The organism is Streptomyces sp. SID486 (assembly GCF_009865385.1).
GTDB lineage: Bacteria > Actinomycetota > Actinomycetes > Streptomycetales > Streptomycetaceae > Streptomyces.
The window spans coordinates 17797-34672 of the sequence record NZ_WWJT01000402.1; the positions used below are offsets into that span (position 1 = coordinate 17797).

Below are 16876 nucleotides of genomic sequence, written 5' to 3' on the forward strand. Positions count from 1 at the left end.
TCAGAAACCGACTGACTGGAGGGCGCCCAGGCCGACGTCCGCGTAGGAGTGCTTGCCGGAGACGAAGATGTTGACGCCGTAGTAGTTGAACAGCCAGCAGGCGAACGCGGCCAGTGCCAGGTAGGCGGCCTTGCGGCCCTTCCAGCCGGCGGTGGCGCGGGCGTGCAGGTAGCAGGCGTAGGCGACCCAGGTGATGAAGGACCAGGTCTCCTTGGGGTCCCAGCCCCAGTAGCGGCCCCAGGCGTCGCCCGCCCAGATCGCGCCCGCGATGATCGTGAACGTCCACAGCGGGAAGACGGCGGCGTTGACGCGGTAGGCGAACTTGTCGAGGGAGGCGGCGGAGGGCAGCCGGTCCAGGACGGAGTTGGCGAAGCGCCCGGGGGTGCCGCCGGAGGCGAGCTTGCTCTCGAAGCTGTCCTTGAAGAGGTACAGGAGCGTGCCGACCGCGCCGACGTAGAAGACCGCGCCGCAGAAGATCGCGGTCGAGACGTGGATGTACAGCCAGTACGAGTGGAGGGCGGGCACCAGCTGGTCGCTGGCCGTGTAGAGGACCGTGACGGCGAGGCCCAGGTCGAGCAGGACTGTGGTGACCAGCGGCAGGCCGAGCCAGCGGATGTTCTTCCTCAGGGCGAGCAGCACGAGGAACACGCCGACGGCGACCGTCGTGAGGGTGAGGTTGAACTCGTACATGTTGCCCCACGGCGCCCGCTTCACCGACAGGGCGCGGGAGACCACGCCACCCGCCTCAATGGCGAAGGCGAGGACGGTGAGCGAGACGGCGATGCGTCCGTAGAGGTCGCCCTTCTCGGTGCCGCCGTGCGCGCCGGGCCCGTCGGGCACGTCACGGGAGCCGGCGGCGGAGCGCACCACGACCTGCGGCCGTTCCAGTACGGCGGTGCCCCCGGCCTTCTTCACGGTGACGGCCGGGCCGGACGCCGCCTTGGTGGCGGCGCCGGCGGTGAGCGCGGCGGCGGTACGGCCGACCTTGCTGCGGCTGCCGAAGAGCCACTCGGCGATGTACGCGAAGAAGGCCAGCGTGTAGACGGCCATCGCGGAGTAGATCAGCGTGTTGCTGACGTTCGCGAGATGCTCGTTGGTCGCGGCGGCGAGATTCACTTCTCAGCCCCTTCGGCAGTGACGGCGTGGGTGTCGGGGGATTCGGGGGTGGCGGGGTTCTCGGGCGCGGCGGGCGCCCGGTCGTACATGGCCCCGGCGAGGTCGCCGAGCTCCGCGGGGACCTTCGCGGACTCGCTGCGGCCGAGGCCGGCCATCTCCACGACGGTGACGCCGTCGGCGCCCCGGACCCAGACGCGTCGGCGCTGGATGAACAGGGACCCGGCCAGGCCGAAGATGGCGACGACGGCGCCGCCCAGGGCCCAGCCGCTGCCGGGCTGCTCGTCATGCAGTTTGTTTACCAGCGCTGTTCTCGATGACGATGATTTTGCGATCGCAGCCATGACGGACGAAATGGCCCGCCGGGGGAGTACCCCTTGGCCCCGGCGAGTTCCTTCTCGGTCGCGACGTGCTCGGCCCGGTCCTGTTCCTGGAGGACGAGGAACCCGACTGTGAGCCCTTGAGCGGTGATGGTGAAGTGGGGAGATGCCCTGCGACGGCGATGAGACGGGGGTGCGGAGCCTGTCCCCCCGCAGCACTATCGATGCCAGGAGCCGATTCGGCGGCGTTCTCGCCGGTCGACGCAGCTGCCTGCTACGCCTTCCCGTTCGGCCTGCCGAAATCGGCTCCCCGCAGCGCTGCCTACTGGGCACCCTCGTCGGCGCGCCCTCCAAGCCGCTGTGCGACCCGCTCGGCGGTCTGCTGACCCGTAAGCACGGCGCCATTCATGGTTCCGGCCCACTCGCCGGCGGTTTCTACCCCGGCCCAGTGGATGCGCCCGTGAGGCTCTGTGAGGGCGCTGCCGTAACTGACGGATGCATAGGGGGCTACAGCAGGGTTCGGCCCTCCCGGGGCGAACGGTTCGGACGCCGGGCCCCAGCAGTGGTCCACGTAGTCGATGGGGGTGCTCGCCTGAGCGCCGTACAGCCCGACGAGCTGGTCGATCACCCGACGACGTCGATCCGCCGAGTTGAAACCGTCGAATACGCGAGGGTCGCAGAAGGCCATCAGGACGCCTGGTCCGCTGTCATCGGGCGAAACGTCGAAGGTGATGAAAACGGTCCCGGTGTCGGTCAGTGCCTCACCCGAAAGCCCGCTGCTCCGCCAGAAGGGCTTCTCATAGGCGACGAACGCCTTGCTCAGTGTGCCCAGACGCCAGGTCTTCGCGAGCCCTTCCGCCTTGTCAGGCAGGGCAGGCTGGAAGTCGATGTCGGCGCGGTGCGAGGGGGCGGCGGTGACGATGGCGTACTTGGCGTTGATCACTTTCGAGTCGGTACTGACCGTGACGCCGCTGTCGTCCTGGGTGATTCGTCGAACAGGGGCACCGACGACAACCCTGTCGCCGAGTTGCTCGGCGAGCCTCACGGCGATCTCTTGAGTGGTTTCGGTGATTCGCTCCTCTTGCTGACCGCCCTCGACGCTGAGCATGTGCTCCACGCCCCCTGCAGCGCGAATGTAGCGCAACGCGTGCAGCAGAGAGACGTCCCCCGGGCTGCAGCCCCACTGCACCTTGGTGAGGATGGTCATCAGCGCCCGGGTGCTCGTTGTCGCCTGCTGCTGGTCGAGCCATTCTCCGAACGAGATCGCGTCGAGCTGGCCGGCGTCCGGGGATTCCCAGGCCGCATCGACGTTGATGGTCGAAGTCAGTTCCGCCACCGCCATCTGGATACGGGCCAAGTCTTCCAAGGCTTCCGGTGAGACCTCGGGAAAGGTGCCGGTGTAGGTGCTGCGCTGTCCGTCCATCCACAGGACGTTGTGGCCCTTGTCGAACTGACTGGTCGTGGTGCACCCCAACCGGCTCGCGAGGTCTCGGATCGCAGTGTGCCGCCGTGCGACCCACGTTGCCCCGAGGTCGACCTTGATCCCGGCCACTTCGCCTGAGAACGCTCGGCCTCCGACGCGGTCGCGACCTTCCACGACCAAGACCGACACGCCCATGTTCACGAGCCGTTCTGCGGCGGTCAGGCCGGCGAAGCCGGCACCGACGATCACGACGTCGACTGCTGTTTCCTCGGTTCCGCCCTTAAGAGAATTCGACATGCTTTCCTCCTTCACTCACGCGGTCTGCGTATTGTGAGATGTATTGGGTCATCGGGTCAGTAAGGGATTCGGGACTGCTATATGCCGTGCCAGGTATGGTGACGTGCCACGCCCGAATCGGCGGTTTCTGTGCCAGTTTCCGAATCTTCCTTGGTCGCGATTCCGACATTTCCACCGTCTCAATTATGGCGTCCGGCTGCAACAGAAAAGTGCACCTGTCTCGATCGGAGCGAGTGCACGATGCACCGACTCCCTCCTGAGCTCGGGGCATCACCGATTGTCGAGCGATGTGACACGCCATACCCGCCACGCCCGAAGCCTGTGGCTTGATTCGAAAAATTCGGCGATCGTGAACGTGCTTGCCGTCCGGTCTCGTAATCGAACACCGGCTTCGGCTGCTTTCTGTTCCCTCGAAAGAAGTCAAAACAGAGAAGGATCTCAGCCGGGTAGGTAGTCCTCGTACTTGAGTGGCTGCCCTGTCAGCGCGGGGTGGCCGAATATTCCGGGGTGCCGCTGACCTTGGGGCGGTGGTGGAGGCGGAGGCAGGGTCGGCCGCGCCGTGCCTGGTGATCCGGACTCCACCCCGTTGTGCTCAGGGGGTGAGTACGAGGCGGATCGGGTCTCCGATCTTCTTCTCCAGCCGGGCGACGGCGTCCGCGGCTTCGGCCAGGGGGACGTGGGCGCTGACGGAGGGGCCGAGGTCGATCCGTCCGGCGGCGGCCAGCGCGACGAGCTGTTCCACGTGCTCAGGTTCGGAGCCGTAGTGTCCGCGGATCTGCCGGACGTTGAAGCAGAAGTCGATGCTGTCGGCGACGCTGACCGGCTCCGGGGTGAGGCCGGCGAGGACCAGGACGCCGTTCGGGCCGAGCACGGTGCTGGCCTGGGCACGGGCCGCTCCGACGCCGGCGAAGTCGAAGGCGACGTCGATGCCCCGGCCTGCCGTGGCTTTGTGCACCGCCTCAGTGAAGTCTCCGGCTGCGGGGTCCAGCGCGTGGTCGGCGCCAAAAAGGAGGGCGCGCTCGCGGGCCGAGGCCAGCGGGTCGACGGCGATGACAGGGGCGGCGCCGGCCAAGCGGGCGAGCCGGATGCCGTGGGCGCCGAGACCTCCGGCTCCCCAGATGCCGACGGCCTGCGCGGGGCGGACCGCGCCGGTGTCCACGATCGCGGCGTAAGGGGTGGAAACGGCGTCGGGGATGATCGCGGCCTGGTCGAACGGCAGGTGGTCCGGGATGGGGAGCAGGGTGTCCTCCCGGGCGAGGGCGTACTGCGCCCAGCCGCCGTCGTAGTCAACTCCTCGGGTCAGGGGCTGGCGGCAGGTCATGTAGCGCAGGCAGTCGGCGCAGTCGCCGCACGCCTGACCGGCCTGTAGTACGACGCGCAGGCCGGGGGTCCAGTTGCCCTTGACGCCGGGGCCGACGGTGTGGACGACACCGGCCACCTCGTGGCCGGGGGTGAGGGCACCGGAGTCTTTGACGGTGTCCACGGGGTAGAAGGGGCTCAGGCTGCCGTCGATCAGATGGATGTCGGACAGGCAGACGCCGGCTGCCCGCACTTCGACGAGGACTTCGCCCGGGCCGGGAACCGGGATCTGGACCTCTTCGACGGCGAAGGTGCGGGTGTCCAGGCGAAGCCGCCCGGCCAGCATGGTGTTCATGCGCGGACCTCGATGTGCTCGGGAAGAAGCGCACGCCTATAGCTCAGACGCACGACATGGTCACATGACCATGTCGGTTAACCGTGTCTGTTGACGAGGTCGCCTGTCAAGCGGCCGCCGCTGGACGTTCGTATCGGATTCCAGGTTCCCCCAGCCGTCTGTGTCCTTCGATACAGTCATACGACATGTTCGACTGACAAAGTCGTGTGTAGGTTGGTTGGCGACTGCTGGAGTGCAACGAAAGGCACGCTCATGACTCAGGTGTCCGTAGGCGCGGCGCGAGCGATCCCCGAGCGCCCCCCGCTGCCGCTCGTAGGCCATGCGTTCAACGTTCCCGCGGGCGCGGACTTCCTGGCCTACCTGCTGAAGGAGTTCAAGGAGTTCGGCCCCGTGTACCGGCTGCGCATCTTCGGGAGGGACACCGTCATGGTCGGCGGTCTGGACCTCGTGACCGAACTGTCGGACGAGACCCGCTTCCGCAAGCACGTCCACGCCGACCTGGTCGAGGTCCGGGCTCTGGCCGGGGACGGTCTGTTCACCGCCTACAACCACGAGCCGAACTGGCGCAAGGCCCACGACATCCTGATGCCCGCGTTCTCCCTCGGCGCGATGCGCAGCTACCACGACCCCATGCTCAACGTCGCCCGCTCGCTGATCGACAAGTGGGACCGGCTGGCCGGGGTGCAGTCGGTGGACGTGCCCGACGAGATGACCCGGCTGACCTTCGACACGATCGGCCTGTGCGGCTTCGGCTACGACTTCGAGTCGTTCCGCCGCGACGACCTGCACCCGTTCGTCGAGGCGATGGCCCGGGCCCTCGTCTTCGCCCAGGAGAAGGGCGAGTCCATCCCGGGCTCCGAGCTGTTCAAGAGGAAGAAGGTCGAGCAGTTCCGCGCGGACATCGATCTGATGACGGACCTCGTCGACGACGTGATCAGGGAACGCCGCGCCTCCGGCGACACCAGTACGGACGACCTGATGGGGCTGATGCTGCACACCAAGGACCCGGTCACCGGTGAGCCGCTGGACGATGTCAACATCCGTCACCAGGTGATCACTTTCCTGATCGCCGGTCACGAGACCACCAGCAGCTCGCTCTCCTTCGCCCTGTACTACCTGACCAAGCACCCCGAGGTGCTCGCCCGGGCCCAGGCGGAGGTGGACGCCCTGTGGGGTGACACCGACTCCCCGGACCCCCAGTACGGCGACATCGGCAAGCTCACCTACATCCGCCAGGTTCTCAACGAGAGCCTGCGGCTGTGGCCGACGGCGCCCGCGTACGCCGTCGAGCCGATCGAGGACACCGTCATCGGCGGCAAGTACCCCGTACGCAAGGGCGAGTCGCTGATGGTGATCACCTCGGCCCTGCACCGCGACGCCGCCTGGGGAGAGAACGTCGAGCTGTTCGACCCCGAGCGCTTCACCCCCGCGCGGGAGGCGGCTCGCTCGGTCCACGCCTTCAAGCCGTTCGGCAACGGCGAACGGGCCTGCATCGGCCGCCAGTTCGCGCTGCACGAGGCCACCCTGCTGCTCGGCCTGCTGGTGCACCGCTACCGCCTGATCGACCACACCGACTACCAGCTGAAGATCAAGTCGACGCTGACCATCAAGCCCGACGGGTTCAGCCTGAGGCTCGCCCGCCGCACCAGCGACGAACGGCGCCTGCCCGCCGCGACGGCGGCGGACCCGGCCGCGGGCCGGACCGCGGCCGTGACGCGCCGGGCGAGCGGCACCGCGCTGACCCTGCTGCACGGCTCCAACCTCGGCACCTGCGCCGGCATCGCCCGCGACCTCGGCACGGAGGGCGAGGAGCACGGCTTCGCCCCGTCCGTCGCCCCCCTCGACACGTACACGGAGAAGCTGGCCCACGCCGAGGGCCCCGTCGTCATCGTCGCCGCCTCCTACAACGGCCGCCCCACCGACGACGCCGCCGAGTTCGTCGCCTCCCTGGAGAACCTCGCCCCCGGCTCGCTCACCGGGTTGCGGTACGCCGTCCTCGGTGTCGGCGACCGCAACTGGGCAGCCACCTACCAGCGGATCCCCACCCTGATCGACGAGCGTCTGACCGCCGCCGGCGCCGTCCCGCTCCTGGAGCGCGGCAGCGCCGACGCCTCCGGCGACTTCGGCGGAGTGGTCGACCAGTGGACGGAAGACCTGTGGAAGGTGCTCCTGGACGAGTACGGCGTGGCGATCGCCGGTGAAGCGGCCGGCCCCGCACCGGAGGCGGAAGGGGAAGGGCTGTACGAGCTGGAGGACACCTCGGAGTCCGTCCTCGGCGGTCTCGCCGAGCGCCACGGCGTCCGGCCGATGGAGGTCCTCGAAGCGTACGAACTCGTCGACACCGACCACGAACTGGGCCGCTCCAAGCGGTTCCTTCGGCTCCGGCTGCCCGAGGGCGTCACCTACCGCACCGCCGACCACCTGGCCGTCCTGCCCCGCAACCCCGAGGCCCTCGTCCAGCGCGTCGCCGACCGCTTCGGCCTCGACCTGAACCGCACCGTCCGGCTGCGCGCCCGCCGCCGGAGCCGGGGCGCCCTCCCCGTCGACCGGCCGCTGACCCTGCGCCGCCTGCTCACCGACTTCGTCGAGCTCCAGGACGCGGCCACCCAGGAGCAGGTCGCCGTGCTCGCCGAGCACACCTCCTGCCCGCCCGAGAAGCAGCCGCTCACCGCCGTCGCCACCGCCGATCCCGAGACCTTCCGGGAGCAGGTGACCGCCGCGGGGCTCAGCGTCCTGGACCTCCTGGAGCGCTACCGCGCGTGCGAACTCCCCTTCGAGCGCTTCCTGGAGCTGCTGCCGGTCCTGCGCCCCCGGCACTACTCCATCTCGTCGTCCGCCGCGGCCCGGCCGTGGGAGGCCGACCTGATGGTGTCGCTGCTCGCCGCGCCGCACCGGTCGGGGGAGGGCACCTTCCGGGGCATCGCCTCGCACTTCCTGCAGACCGTGAACGCGGGTGACGTGATCCAGGCTCGGGTCCTGCCGTGCAGCGAGTCCTTCCGCCTCCCCGAGGACACCGCTGTGCCGGTGATCCTGGTCAGCGCAGGCACCGGTCTCGCGCCCTTCCGCGGCGCCGTCCTGGACCGCCACCACACGGGTTCGACCGGCACCCTGCTCTGCTACTTCGGCTGCGACCACCCCGACGTGGACTTCCTGCACAGGGAGGAGTTCGAGGCGGCGGAGGCGGCCGGCGCCGTCAGCATGCGCCCCACGTTCATGCATGCGCCCGAGAACGGCGCCCGCTTCGTCCAGGAGCGTATCGCCCGCGAGAGCGAGGAGGTGTGGGCGGTCCTGGAGGCCGGTGGGCGCGTCTACGTCTGCGGCGACGGGCGTCGCATGGCCCCCGCCGTACGGGAAGCGTTCATGGCGATCTACCGCGAGCGGACCGGTGCGAGCGATGAGCAAGCCGTGGCATGGCTCGCCGCGCTCGTAGGGTCCGGACGCTACGTCGAGGACGTCTGGGCCGGCTGAATCCCCCGCAGAAACGGTGGTGGGCGCACCTTCCCGGGTGCGCCCACCACCGTTTCGCGTCGTGTCAGTCCATCGGTACGTCCGGGAGGTCGAGGTCCCCCTTGGCCAGCGCCACGGTCGCGGCCACGAGCGCCCTGAGCCCCGTCCGCTCGGTGGCCTCGTCCGGCAGGCACTGCAGGACCTGCATGGTGAGTCCGTCGAAGCCGGAGAGGAAGAACCGGGCCACCGTCTCCGGGGACTCGGTCAGTTCCTGCCCCGTCCTCTCGGCCGTCTCCGTGATCACCTGTGCGGTCACCTCTACGACCCGCCGGTAGTGGCTCTGCCGGGCCTCGTTGAGGCCGGGCACGCGCAGGGCGAACATGGTCAGCTCGCTGAGCAGCTGGTGGTGCGACGTCGGCTCGCGCACGGTGCCCCACAGGGCACCCGCCAGGGCGCTGAAGGTCTCCTCGAAGCCCGCGCCCTCCGGCGCCGCCCGCCGCACCTGGGCGACCAGCTCGTCGGTGATCTGGTCCATGACCGCGCGGTAGAGGTCCTCTTTCGTCCCGAAGGTGTAGTGGACGGTGGCCTGCGCGACACCGAGCTCCGCAGCGATGGCACGGGTGCTCCCCGCGGCGACGCCCTCCCGGGTCATGAGGTCGATGGCCGCTTTGATCAACTGGGGGCGGCGCTCCGCCGCGGAAACATGAGCCATACGCCCACTATATCGACTTAGTCGATCGATCAAGTCGGCTGGGATCGGAGGCTAGCCACCTGGGTGGTCGACGCGCTGACCGCCAGGGAGAGCCTGCTCGGCCCAGATGACCTTTCCCTCGCGACCGTGCCGCGTCCCCCAGCGCTCGGCGCACTGGGCCACGAGGAGCAGGCCGCGGCCGCCTTCGTCGTAGATCCGGGCGCGGCGCAGATGCGGGGCGGTGCTGCTGGCGTCGGAGACCTCGCAGGTGAGCGTCGACTGGAGGATCAGTCGCAGCAGGACGGGAGCCCTGCCGTAGCGGATCGCGTTCGTCACCAGTTCGCTGACCACCAGTTCCGTGGTGAAGGAAAGATCTTCCAGCCCCCAGGCCGCCAGGACGTCGGAGGCGAAGCGGCGGGCCCCGGACACGGCCGCCGGATCGGACGGGAGGTCCATCGTGGCCACGTGGTCCGGGTCGAGGGCGTGGGTCCGGGCGACGAGCAGGGCGATGTCATCGGCGGGGCGGCCGGGCAGCAGCGCGGCCAGCAGCCGGTCGCAGATCTCCTCCAGAGAGTCCGGCGCCGAGGTGAGGACGCTGTGCAGCGTGGCGAGTCCGAGGTCCACGTCCCGCGTGCGGCCGGCGATCAGCCCATCGGTGTGCAGGACCAGCAGGCTGTCCTCCGGCAGCTCGAACTCGCCCGTCTCGAAGGGGAGTCCACCCAGGCCGAGGGGTGGTCCGACCGGCACCTCGGGCAATCCGGCCACCCTGGCGGTCTCGCCGGAGGCCGGGGAGGTCACGACGGTCGGGGGGATGTGGCCGGCACTGGCCAGGGAGCACCGGCGGGAGACGGGGTCGTAGACCGCGTACAGGCAGGTGGCGCTGGTCTCGCCCTCGTCCGGCGACTCCTCGCGCTGCATTCGGATGACCACGTCGTCCAGATGGGTGAGAAGTTCGTCGGGCATGAGATCGATGTCGGCGAAGGCACGGACGGCCGTGCGGAGCCGGCCCATGGTGGCGGCGGCGTGCAGGCCGTGACCGACCACGTCGCCTACGACGAGCGCGACGCGGGCCCCGGACAAGGGAATGACGTCGTACCAGTCACCGCCCACACCGGCGCCGGACCCGGCGGGCAGGTAGCGCGAAGCCGTTTCGACGGCTGGCTGTTCCACCGTGGTGCGCGGCAGCAGGGTCCGCTGGAGGGTGAGCGCGGTGGAACGCTCCTGGGTGTACCGGCGGGCGTTGTCGATGGATACCGCAGCCCTGGAGACGACTTCCCGGGCCAGCAGGAGATCGTCGTCGTCGAAGGGGACCGAGGCGCGGTGGCGCACGAACTGCACCAGTCCGAGGGTGTCCCCGCGGGCGTGCAGGGGCACGAGGAGTACGGAGTGGAGGCCGAGGTCGCGCAGTACTCGGCCGTGGGAATCCGACGGAGCCAGCCACGGGGGCGTCTCGGTCGCCGCGATGTGCTTCAGGACGGACCGTCCGGTGGCCAGTGCGCGCACCGCCTCCGAGTCGTCGGGGTAGGCGTGGGTCTCACCGACGCGGAGCGGGGACTCCGGACAGCCGTCGAGGACGGAACGCTGGGCGACGCGGCGCTGCGTCAGAGCCTCCGGCGAGCCCGTGCCTGTTTCGTCCAGGGCGGAGTCGAGGAGGTCGACGGTGACGAGGTCGGCGAAGTCCTCGGTGCAGACCTCCGTCAGCTCCTCCGCGGTGCGGGTGATGTCGAGCGTGGTCCCGATGAGCTTGCTCGCCCTGTCGGTGAGGGCGAACCGACGCTGCAGCAGACGCTCGCGTTCCTCCTCGTAGGCGGCGACGACTTCTTCCGAGGAACGGTCCACATAGTCGAAACCGAGCGCCACCAGCCTCTTGGAGATCAGGTGGACCATGTGCCAGTCGCCGGTGAGACGGGCGGCCTCGGCCTGCATCTGTTCGAGCAGGCCGAGATGGCCCAGCCGGTAGGCACGCAGGAGCCGGCTCACCGGGATCCCGCGCCGGGCGTAGAAGCGGCCCAGGTCCAAGGCGGCCGGGGGAGCCTGCGACGCGCTCGCGCCGGGGCGGGTCTCCAGGAGATCCAGAAGGGCGGTGATGTGCTGGACCGTCTCCTCCAGGGTCAGGGCCTCGATGTCCGCGTTCTCCCACAGCTCGGGGAGCTCACCGTTCAGGCGCTGGAGCAGCAGGACGGCCAGCTTCAGCACCTGTGGCCTGAGGTGGCGGGCGAGCTGACCAAGGAACGCATCGACCTCGGTTCCCATAGTGCGAATGTACGGGAAGGCCATGACGTGCGCTCCTCGGACAACTGCGGCAGCCTTTGCCGGCCCGGGTCTCAGAGACCGAGGTGGTCGCCCAGATCGGCGTAGTCGACCTGCCACAGACCGGGGGAGCCCGTGGGGTACTGGGAGCGGAAGCCGAGCATGCGCTGGACACGCGGCGAGAGCGTCTTGGCGAGCTCCCGGTCGACCAGGAAGGGGTACGCCTCCTCGCCGGTGAGGAAGCCCGCGTTGAACGTGAAGGCGAGGCCCCGCCGGTACTCGTCGCCGGTCTGGTTCGCCCCGCCGCCGTGCGCGGTCTTGCCGCTTATGAGAAGGACGTCTCCGGCGTTCATGACCGCGGGAATCGTTTGCTCCGGAGCCCCGCGGTCCTCGAAGTCGCTCCAGTGGTTGCTTCCGGGGATGACGCGGGTGGCGCCGTTCTCCTCCGTGAAGTCGGTCAGGGCGACCAGGAAGTTGATGGTGACTTCCGGGCCGCCGGGCCCCATGCCGATGAAGGGGAACCAATTCTCCAGGTCACGGTGGAGCATCTGCGCATTGTTGCCGGGGCCGATCTCGATCACCTGTGCGGTGGTCATCCAGTACGTGCCCGACTCCTGGAGGAAGACCAGGTCGCTGATCTCGTGGACCAAGGGATGGTCGATGACCTCGCTGCGGAACGTGGCGCTGTGCGTCACCAGGTTCGTGAGGCGCTTGGTGTTGCTGCCGTGGAACGCGGCCACGATTTCGTCCTCGTGGGTGGACCCCGGGGCGAGCGCCTGCAGCGGCTGCTCGATCTCGGCGTTGAAGCGGGCGATCTGCTCCCGCGTCAGAAAGTTTTTGATGATGACGCCGCCGTCACGGGTCACGATCTTGAGGATCTCCTCCGCCGGCGTGTCGTTCGCCACGGATGCCAGGTTCTGGGCCTTCTCCTGTGTGGTCATGTGTGTCCTCTTCCTCGATCTGAATCGCGGTTGATCGGCCGTTCGATCAGCCGCGGGCGTTCCGTCTTCTGGGGACTCGCGCGCGGCGTCCTCGCGAGGGGCAGGTGGGTTCGGTGGTCATGGCGTTTCCGCGTTGTTCCTGTGGTGGTGGTCTCACTGTCGCCAGCCAGTACCGCGGGTGAGAACGACGGCGGGCACCTGCTTCGCCCGGGTCCGGTGCACGATGCACGGTCCGGTCGGGGGAACGGCGGAGCTATCCGCTCACGACGTCCTCGTCGGAGTCGAGGCGCGCTCCAGGGGATCTACGTGCAGGAGTGGGTCCCGGCGCCGTGTGCCGGGGGTGTGTGGTTCGCTCCCAGGGACGCGCGCTGCCGAGCCATCCGAGGAGGAAAGCTGCCGGGACGGAGACCAGCCCGGGGGTGTGGAGCGGGAACAGGTTGAAGTCCTGCTCCGGCAGCAGCGCGTATCTCGTCCCTGAAACAGCTGGGGAGGCGAGGGTCAGGAGGGTGCACAGAGACAGCCCTCCGTACACGAGCCACAGCAGCCCGCGGCGGTCGAAGCCGGTCCACAGGAAGGAGTAGACGAGCGCGGGGAACACGCATGAGGCCGCGAGGCTCAGCGAGAAGGCGAGGAGGAACTCGATGGGGTAGCGGTGTACGGCGGTGGTGAGGAGAAGACTCACGGAGCAGAGCGCGACAACGGACAGCCGCAGGACCGCCGGCTCCCCGATCCCCATCCCGCTCCGGGTACGGCCCTTCCGCCCCAGCAGGTCGCGGGTCATGGAGACGGCGGCGGCGAAGGTCACGCTCGCCACGGCCGTGAGCATGGCGAGGAAGGCGACACAGGCCACGAGGGTGATGAGCACGACCCGGCCGGTGGAGTGGTGGGGGAGGACCTCCGATGCCAGGAGGATCGGGGCTCCTTGTCCCTTCGCGTCGACCGCCCCGATCTGTCCGCTGCCCACCACCGCGGCCGCGGCGAAGCCGGTCGTGATCAGGAGCAGGTAGAAGAGGCCGGTCAGCCCTACGGCGATGCTCAGTGAGCGCCGAGCGGCGGGCACGTCCCGGCTGGCGCTGACGCGCAGGAGCAGGTGGGGCATCATCGCGGTGCCGAGGATGACGACGATGTGGTCGCTGATCGTCCCGAGCGCACCGAGATCGGCGGTGTGCGCCCACAGCCCGGGGCTGAGGTAGTGATCCGGAGACATGCTCTTGTCCGTGGCAGCCGACAGCAGAGCTTCAGGGCTCCAGTCGAACAGGCGGAGCGCCATCAGCGTCAGTGCGGCGAGCGCCGCCAGGGCTACGGGCACCTTGGCGACCTGCACGAAACTGGTGCCGCGCAGATCGGCCACTCCTGCGAAGCATGTGATGAGGACTCCCATCAGCACCGTGCACACCACCTGCGCCGCCTCGGTCGGCTTGCCGATCAGAAGAGCGGCGGTGATGCCGCCGGCACGCAGTTGCACCATGAGCAGGGGTACGGCGATGCACAGCGTCACCACCGCACCGGCGATCCGCGTTCCCGGTCCCTCGGCACGCAGAGAGAACAGCTCGCCCAGGGTGTAGCGGCGGGTCGCGCGAATCCGGGAGGCGAGGAGCAGGAAGACGCCGAGTGCGAGGGCACTGTCGACGGCGGTCGAGACTCCGTCGTAGCCGAAGAGGGCGATCGCTCCCGGCAGCGAGACCAGAAGGACGACCGTGATCTGTTCTCCCGCCATCGCGACGCCGTTGAAGACGGGCGGGAGAGACCGGTCGGCGACGTGGAGGCGTTCCGGGTCGTCGTCCTGAGTGACAAGAGTGAAGACCCACAGGAGGCACAGGCCGATGAAGACGAGGAAGGTGGTGATGACCGCGCCCCTCGTGGCGGAGCCGGTGAGGTCGGGCGAGCCGACGCTCAGGAGGAAGAACGTCACCACGTGCCCCCGTTCGGTCGAGAGGCAGTGGTCGTCGCCGAGGCCGGTTCGCAGGAGGACGCGGCCCGGTTCTCGTGCCACCACGTTGCGCCGACGAGGACGACGAGCTGCGTGAGTGCCCACGCCATGCCGAGGGTGAGACGTCCGTACACGGAGACCTCTCCTAGGGTCGTGGAGCAGGAGAGCAGGACACCGACGGCGAGCGGCAGCGCGTTGACAGTGACCAGCACACGTGTGTCACGGGGGGAATGTCGGGAGGAAGCGGGAGGCACGGAACCTCTCTCTGAGGAAAAGGAAGACGGACACGGCGCGAGGGGTCGCGGGGGACGGTCGCAGCCGTTGAGGACGAGCGATGGAAGTCGGGCGGTCGTGCTCCGTACCGGTCGGAAGTGCATGCTGCGACTGCGGGGGCTCGGCGGTGGCGCGGCCGCCCCGGCCCGGCCGCAGCGAGGTCGGTGAGGAGCCCCGTACCGGAACGCGTCGGGCGTCAGCGGCGTGTGGCCGCCGTCAGGCCGGCGTACTGCCCGGCACGTTCCAGCAGACGGGGGACACCCGTTTCGAGCGACGGCCCGAAGGTCGTGTCGTGGGGGCGCTCACCACGCTGCCAGCGTGTGTAGATGGCCTCGCAGAAGATCGCCGCCTTCCACAGGGCGAGGGTCTGGTACCAGGGCAGTGGGGTCAGATCGAGGCCCGTGCGGGACTTGTAGCGCTCTGCCAGCTGGCGCTGGGTGAGATAGCCGGGCGACCGGGTCACCCGGGTGAGCTCGAGCGGCGTGGCCGGGTTGCCGGCCTCGGACCAGGTGGCGGTGAGATACCCCAGGTCCGCGAGCGGGTCACCGAGCGTGGCCATCTCCCAGTCCAGGATCGCGAGGACCCTGGCCGATGCCTGGGGCGCGAACATGAGGTTGCCCATGCGGTAGTCACCGTGCACCACCGAGGCCGCCTGGCTCGTAGGCAGGTTGCGGGCGAGCCAGTCCCCGATGCGCTCCACCGCGGGCAGGCTGCGGTTGGTGTTGACCTCCCACAGGCCGCGGAACCGGTCGACCTGACGCCGCAGATACCCCTCGGGCCGGCCCAGGGAGGCGAGTTCCCCTCCGGACACGTCGATGCCGTGCAGGGCGACGAGGGTGTCGACGACCGCCTCGCTGGTGGCCCGGCGCTGTTCGGCGGGGGAGAGATGGGGTGGGATCGTGTCGGTGACGACCGTCCCGTCGAGCCGGGACATGAGGTAGAACGGCACGCCCAGAAGCGACTCGTCCTCGCAGACGGCGACGATCTCCGGCACCGGCACTCCGTGCCCGCCGAGGATCTTCTGGACGCGGGCCTCGCGCACCATGTCGTGCGTCGACTTGGGCAGGGGCGGACGCGGTCCACGGCGTAGTACGACGCACTCACCACCGCGCTGGATCAGATAGGTGATGTTGGAGTGGCCGTCGCCGATGCGTTGCCACGCGAGCGGGCCGCTGCCGATGCCTTGTGCGTCGAGGAAGCCGGTGACCGCGTCGAGGACCAGGAGCGGAGGGCTGTCGAGGTGGCGGGCGCTCTCCCAACTCGCCACGATCTCCACGCCGTCGGGGACGGTGTGCATCACGCGCCTCCGTGCCGGCCGACGACGGCGTCGCCCCTGTACTGCTCACCGGCGCGGACCGCGGCGGCGCGGCCGGCCGAGGCCCGACGCGCGATGGCCCACCGGTGGGTCTCGTTGGAGCCGTCGTAGATGCGGAACGGGCGGACCTCGTTGAGGTACTGCGCCAGCGGGAGTCCGTCGGATACCCCGTCCCCGCCACAGATCTGGATGGCGCGGTCGATCACCCGGAAGATCGCCTCCGAGCAGTGCACCTTCGCGATCGAGGACATCGCGGACCCCGCCTTGGGGTCGGTGCCCAGCAGGGCCGCGGTCTTGGTGATGACCGCGTCGGACGTCTCGATGTCGATGGTCGACTCTGCGATCAGGTGCTGCGCCAGGCCGAGAGAGTCGATCGGGCCGCCGAACAGCTCCCGCTTCCCGGCCCGGTCCAGCGCGATGTCGTGTGCCCGCCGCGCCAGCCCCAGCCACCGCATGCAGTGTGTGAGACGCGCCGGTCCGAGCCGTACCTGGGCGTAGCGGAAGCCGAGGCCCACCTCGCCGAGCACCGCCTCGTCGGGGACGAAGCAGTTCTCGATGTACAGATGCGGATGACCGCCGTCGATGGCGCGGTCGACGGTGTGGATCGCCTCGCCGACCCGGATGCCGGGGTTCGTCATGTCGACCAGGAACATGGTGGCCCCTTCGGGGGAGCTGCCCACGGACGGGGTCCGAGCCATCACGATGCAGAACGCGGCACCGACGGCACCGCTGGTGAACCGCTTGTGGCCGTCGATGATCCAGCCGCCGTCGGTACGCACGGCCGTGGTCCGCAGCGCCGCCGGGTCGGAGCCCGCCCCCGGGTGGGGCTCGGTCATGCCGAAGCAGGACCGGATCTCGCCGGCGGCCAGAGGCGCGAGATGGTGCTTCTTCTGATCCTCGGTGGCGATCAGGTTGAGCATGTGCATGTTTCCCTCGTCGGGGGCCATGCAGTTGAGCGTGCTCGGGCCGATGGTTGAGTAGCCGGCCTCCTGGAGGATCGGCGACCAGTGCTCGATGGGCAGACCCTGCCCGCCGTACTCCTTCGGCACGAGCGGCGCGAAGACGCCGGCCTCCTTCGCCGCCACCTGCAGCCGGTCACGGGTGGCTTGGTCGAGACGTCCGCCCGGTGCGGGCTCGGCGTCGATGACGACCTCGCGGATGAACCGGCGCGTGCGGTCACGCAGCTCCGCGACCTCTGGCGGAAGATGAGGGAAAGTCATGG

Annotated in this window: 11 protein-coding genes and 1 pseudogene; 1 reads left to right on the plus strand and 11 read right to left on the minus strand. The window is 69.3% G+C overall.

The genetic code is table 11. The features are described 5' to 3' along the window. The 4 genes and pseudogenes from ccsB to GT045_RS18710 all read right to left on the minus strand — a co-directional run bounded on the left by ccsB (position 1) and on the right by GT045_RS18710 (position 4807). The gene (ccsB, locus tag GT045_RS18695) at positions 1 to 1116 is read right to left on the minus strand and encodes a c-type cytochrome biogenesis protein CcsB (protein WP_161334856.1); all 1116 of its coding nucleotides are present in this window, start codon (positions 1114 to 1116) and stop codon (positions 1 to 3) included. Next, positions 1113 to 1397 (minus strand): annotated as a pseudogene (locus GT045_RS18700) (cytochrome c biogenesis protein ResB); the annotation flags it as partial. The gene ccsB and the pseudogene GT045_RS18700, both read right to left, overlap by 4 nt. Before the next feature lie 358 nt (positions 1398 to 1755). Then, on the minus strand, positions 1756 to 3153 hold the full coding sequence (locus GT045_RS18705) for an FAD-dependent oxidoreductase (protein ID WP_161288147.1): 1398 nt from the start codon (positions 3151 to 3153) through the stop codon (positions 1756 to 1758). A gap of 592 nt (positions 3154 to 3745) precedes the next feature. After that, positions 3746 to 4807, minus strand: coding sequence for a zinc-binding dehydrogenase (locus GT045_RS18710; protein WP_161334857.1), 1062 nt, complete (start codon positions 4805 to 4807; stop codon positions 3746 to 3748). Positions 4808 to 5059: 252 nt separating this feature from the next. Between GT045_RS18710 and GT045_RS18715 the strand changes: the two genes are divergently transcribed. Then, on the plus strand, positions 5060 to 8275 hold the full coding sequence (locus GT045_RS18715) for a cytochrome P450 (protein WP_161334858.1): 3216 nt from the start codon (positions 5060 to 5062) through the stop codon (positions 8273 to 8275). A gap of 64 nt (positions 8276 to 8339) precedes the next feature. On the opposite strand, the gene GT045_RS18720 is transcribed toward GT045_RS18715, so the two are convergent. The 7 genes from GT045_RS18720 to GT045_RS18750 all read right to left on the minus strand — a co-directional run bounded on the left by GT045_RS18720 (position 8340) and on the right by GT045_RS18750 (position 16874). Then, complete coding sequence (locus GT045_RS18720; protein WP_161298622.1) at positions 8340 to 8966, minus strand: TetR/AcrR family transcriptional regulator; 627 nt, start codon at positions 8964 to 8966, stop codon at positions 8340 to 8342. A gap of 51 nt (positions 8967 to 9017) precedes the next feature. Further along, positions 9018 to 11222, minus strand: coding sequence for a SpoIIE family protein phosphatase (locus GT045_RS18725; RefSeq protein WP_161298623.1), 2205 nt, complete (start codon positions 11220 to 11222; stop codon positions 9018 to 9020). Between the two features lie 47 nt (positions 11223 to 11269). Next, entirely contained in the window at positions 11270 to 12136 is an 867-nt protein-coding gene (locus GT045_RS18730) for a phytanoyl-CoA dioxygenase family protein (RefSeq protein ID WP_161298624.1), read from the minus strand. 253 nt (positions 12137 to 12389) lie between these two features. Then, positions 12390 to 14048, minus strand: coding sequence for a transporter (locus GT045_RS18735; RefSeq protein ID WP_345942689.1), 1659 nt, complete (start codon positions 14046 to 14048; stop codon positions 12390 to 12392). Continuing rightward, positions 14045 to 14278, minus strand: a complete 234-nt coding sequence (locus tag GT045_RS18740) for a hypothetical protein (RefSeq protein WP_161298626.1) — start codon at positions 14276 to 14278, stop codon at positions 14045 to 14047. The genes GT045_RS18735 and GT045_RS18740 overlap by 4 nt, the downstream gene beginning before the upstream one ends. A gap of 257 nt (positions 14279 to 14535) precedes the next feature. Then, positions 14536 to 15636 (minus strand): phosphotransferase family protein, encoded by a 1101-nt coding sequence (locus GT045_RS18745; RefSeq protein WP_202516791.1) that lies wholly within the window; start codon positions 15634 to 15636, stop codon positions 14536 to 14538. Next, positions 15636 to 16874, minus strand: a complete 1239-nt coding sequence (locus tag GT045_RS18750; protein WP_161298628.1) for an acyl-CoA dehydrogenase — start codon at positions 16872 to 16874, stop codon at positions 15636 to 15638. The genes GT045_RS18745 and GT045_RS18750 overlap by 1 nt, the downstream gene beginning before the upstream one ends. Between the last annotated feature and the right edge of the window lie 2 nt (positions 16875 to 16876).

Coding starts and splice junctions, on each gene's coding strand:
- GT045_RS18730 (WP_161298624.1), bottom strand. CDS start 12,136: ATGACCACACAGGAGAAGGCCCAGAACCTGGCATCCGTGGCGAACGAC.
- GT045_RS18715 (WP_161334858.1), top strand. CDS start 5,060: ATGACTCAGGTGTCCGTAGGCGCGGCGCGAGCGATCCCCGAGCGCCCC.
- GT045_RS18725 (WP_161298623.1), bottom strand. CDS start 11,222: ATGGCCTTCCCGTACATTCGCACTATGGGAACCGAGGTCGATGCGTTC.
- GT045_RS18705 (WP_161288147.1), bottom strand. CDS start 3,153: ATGTCGAATTCTCTTAAGGGCGGAACCGAGGAAACAGCAGTCGACGTC.
- GT045_RS18710 (WP_161334857.1), bottom strand. CDS start 4,807: ATGAACACCATGCTGGCCGGGCGGCTTCGCCTGGACACCCGCACCTTC.
- GT045_RS18750 (WP_161298628.1), bottom strand. CDS start 16,874: ATGACTTTCCCTCATCTTCCGCCAGAGGTCGCGGAGCTGCGTGACCGC.
- GT045_RS18745 (WP_202516791.1), bottom strand. CDS start 15,636: ATGCACACCGTCCCCGACGGCGTGGAGATCGTGGCGAGTTGGGAGAGC.
- GT045_RS18720 (WP_161298622.1), bottom strand. CDS start 8,966: ATGGCTCATGTTTCCGCGGCGGAGCGCCGCCCCCAGTTGATCAAAGCG.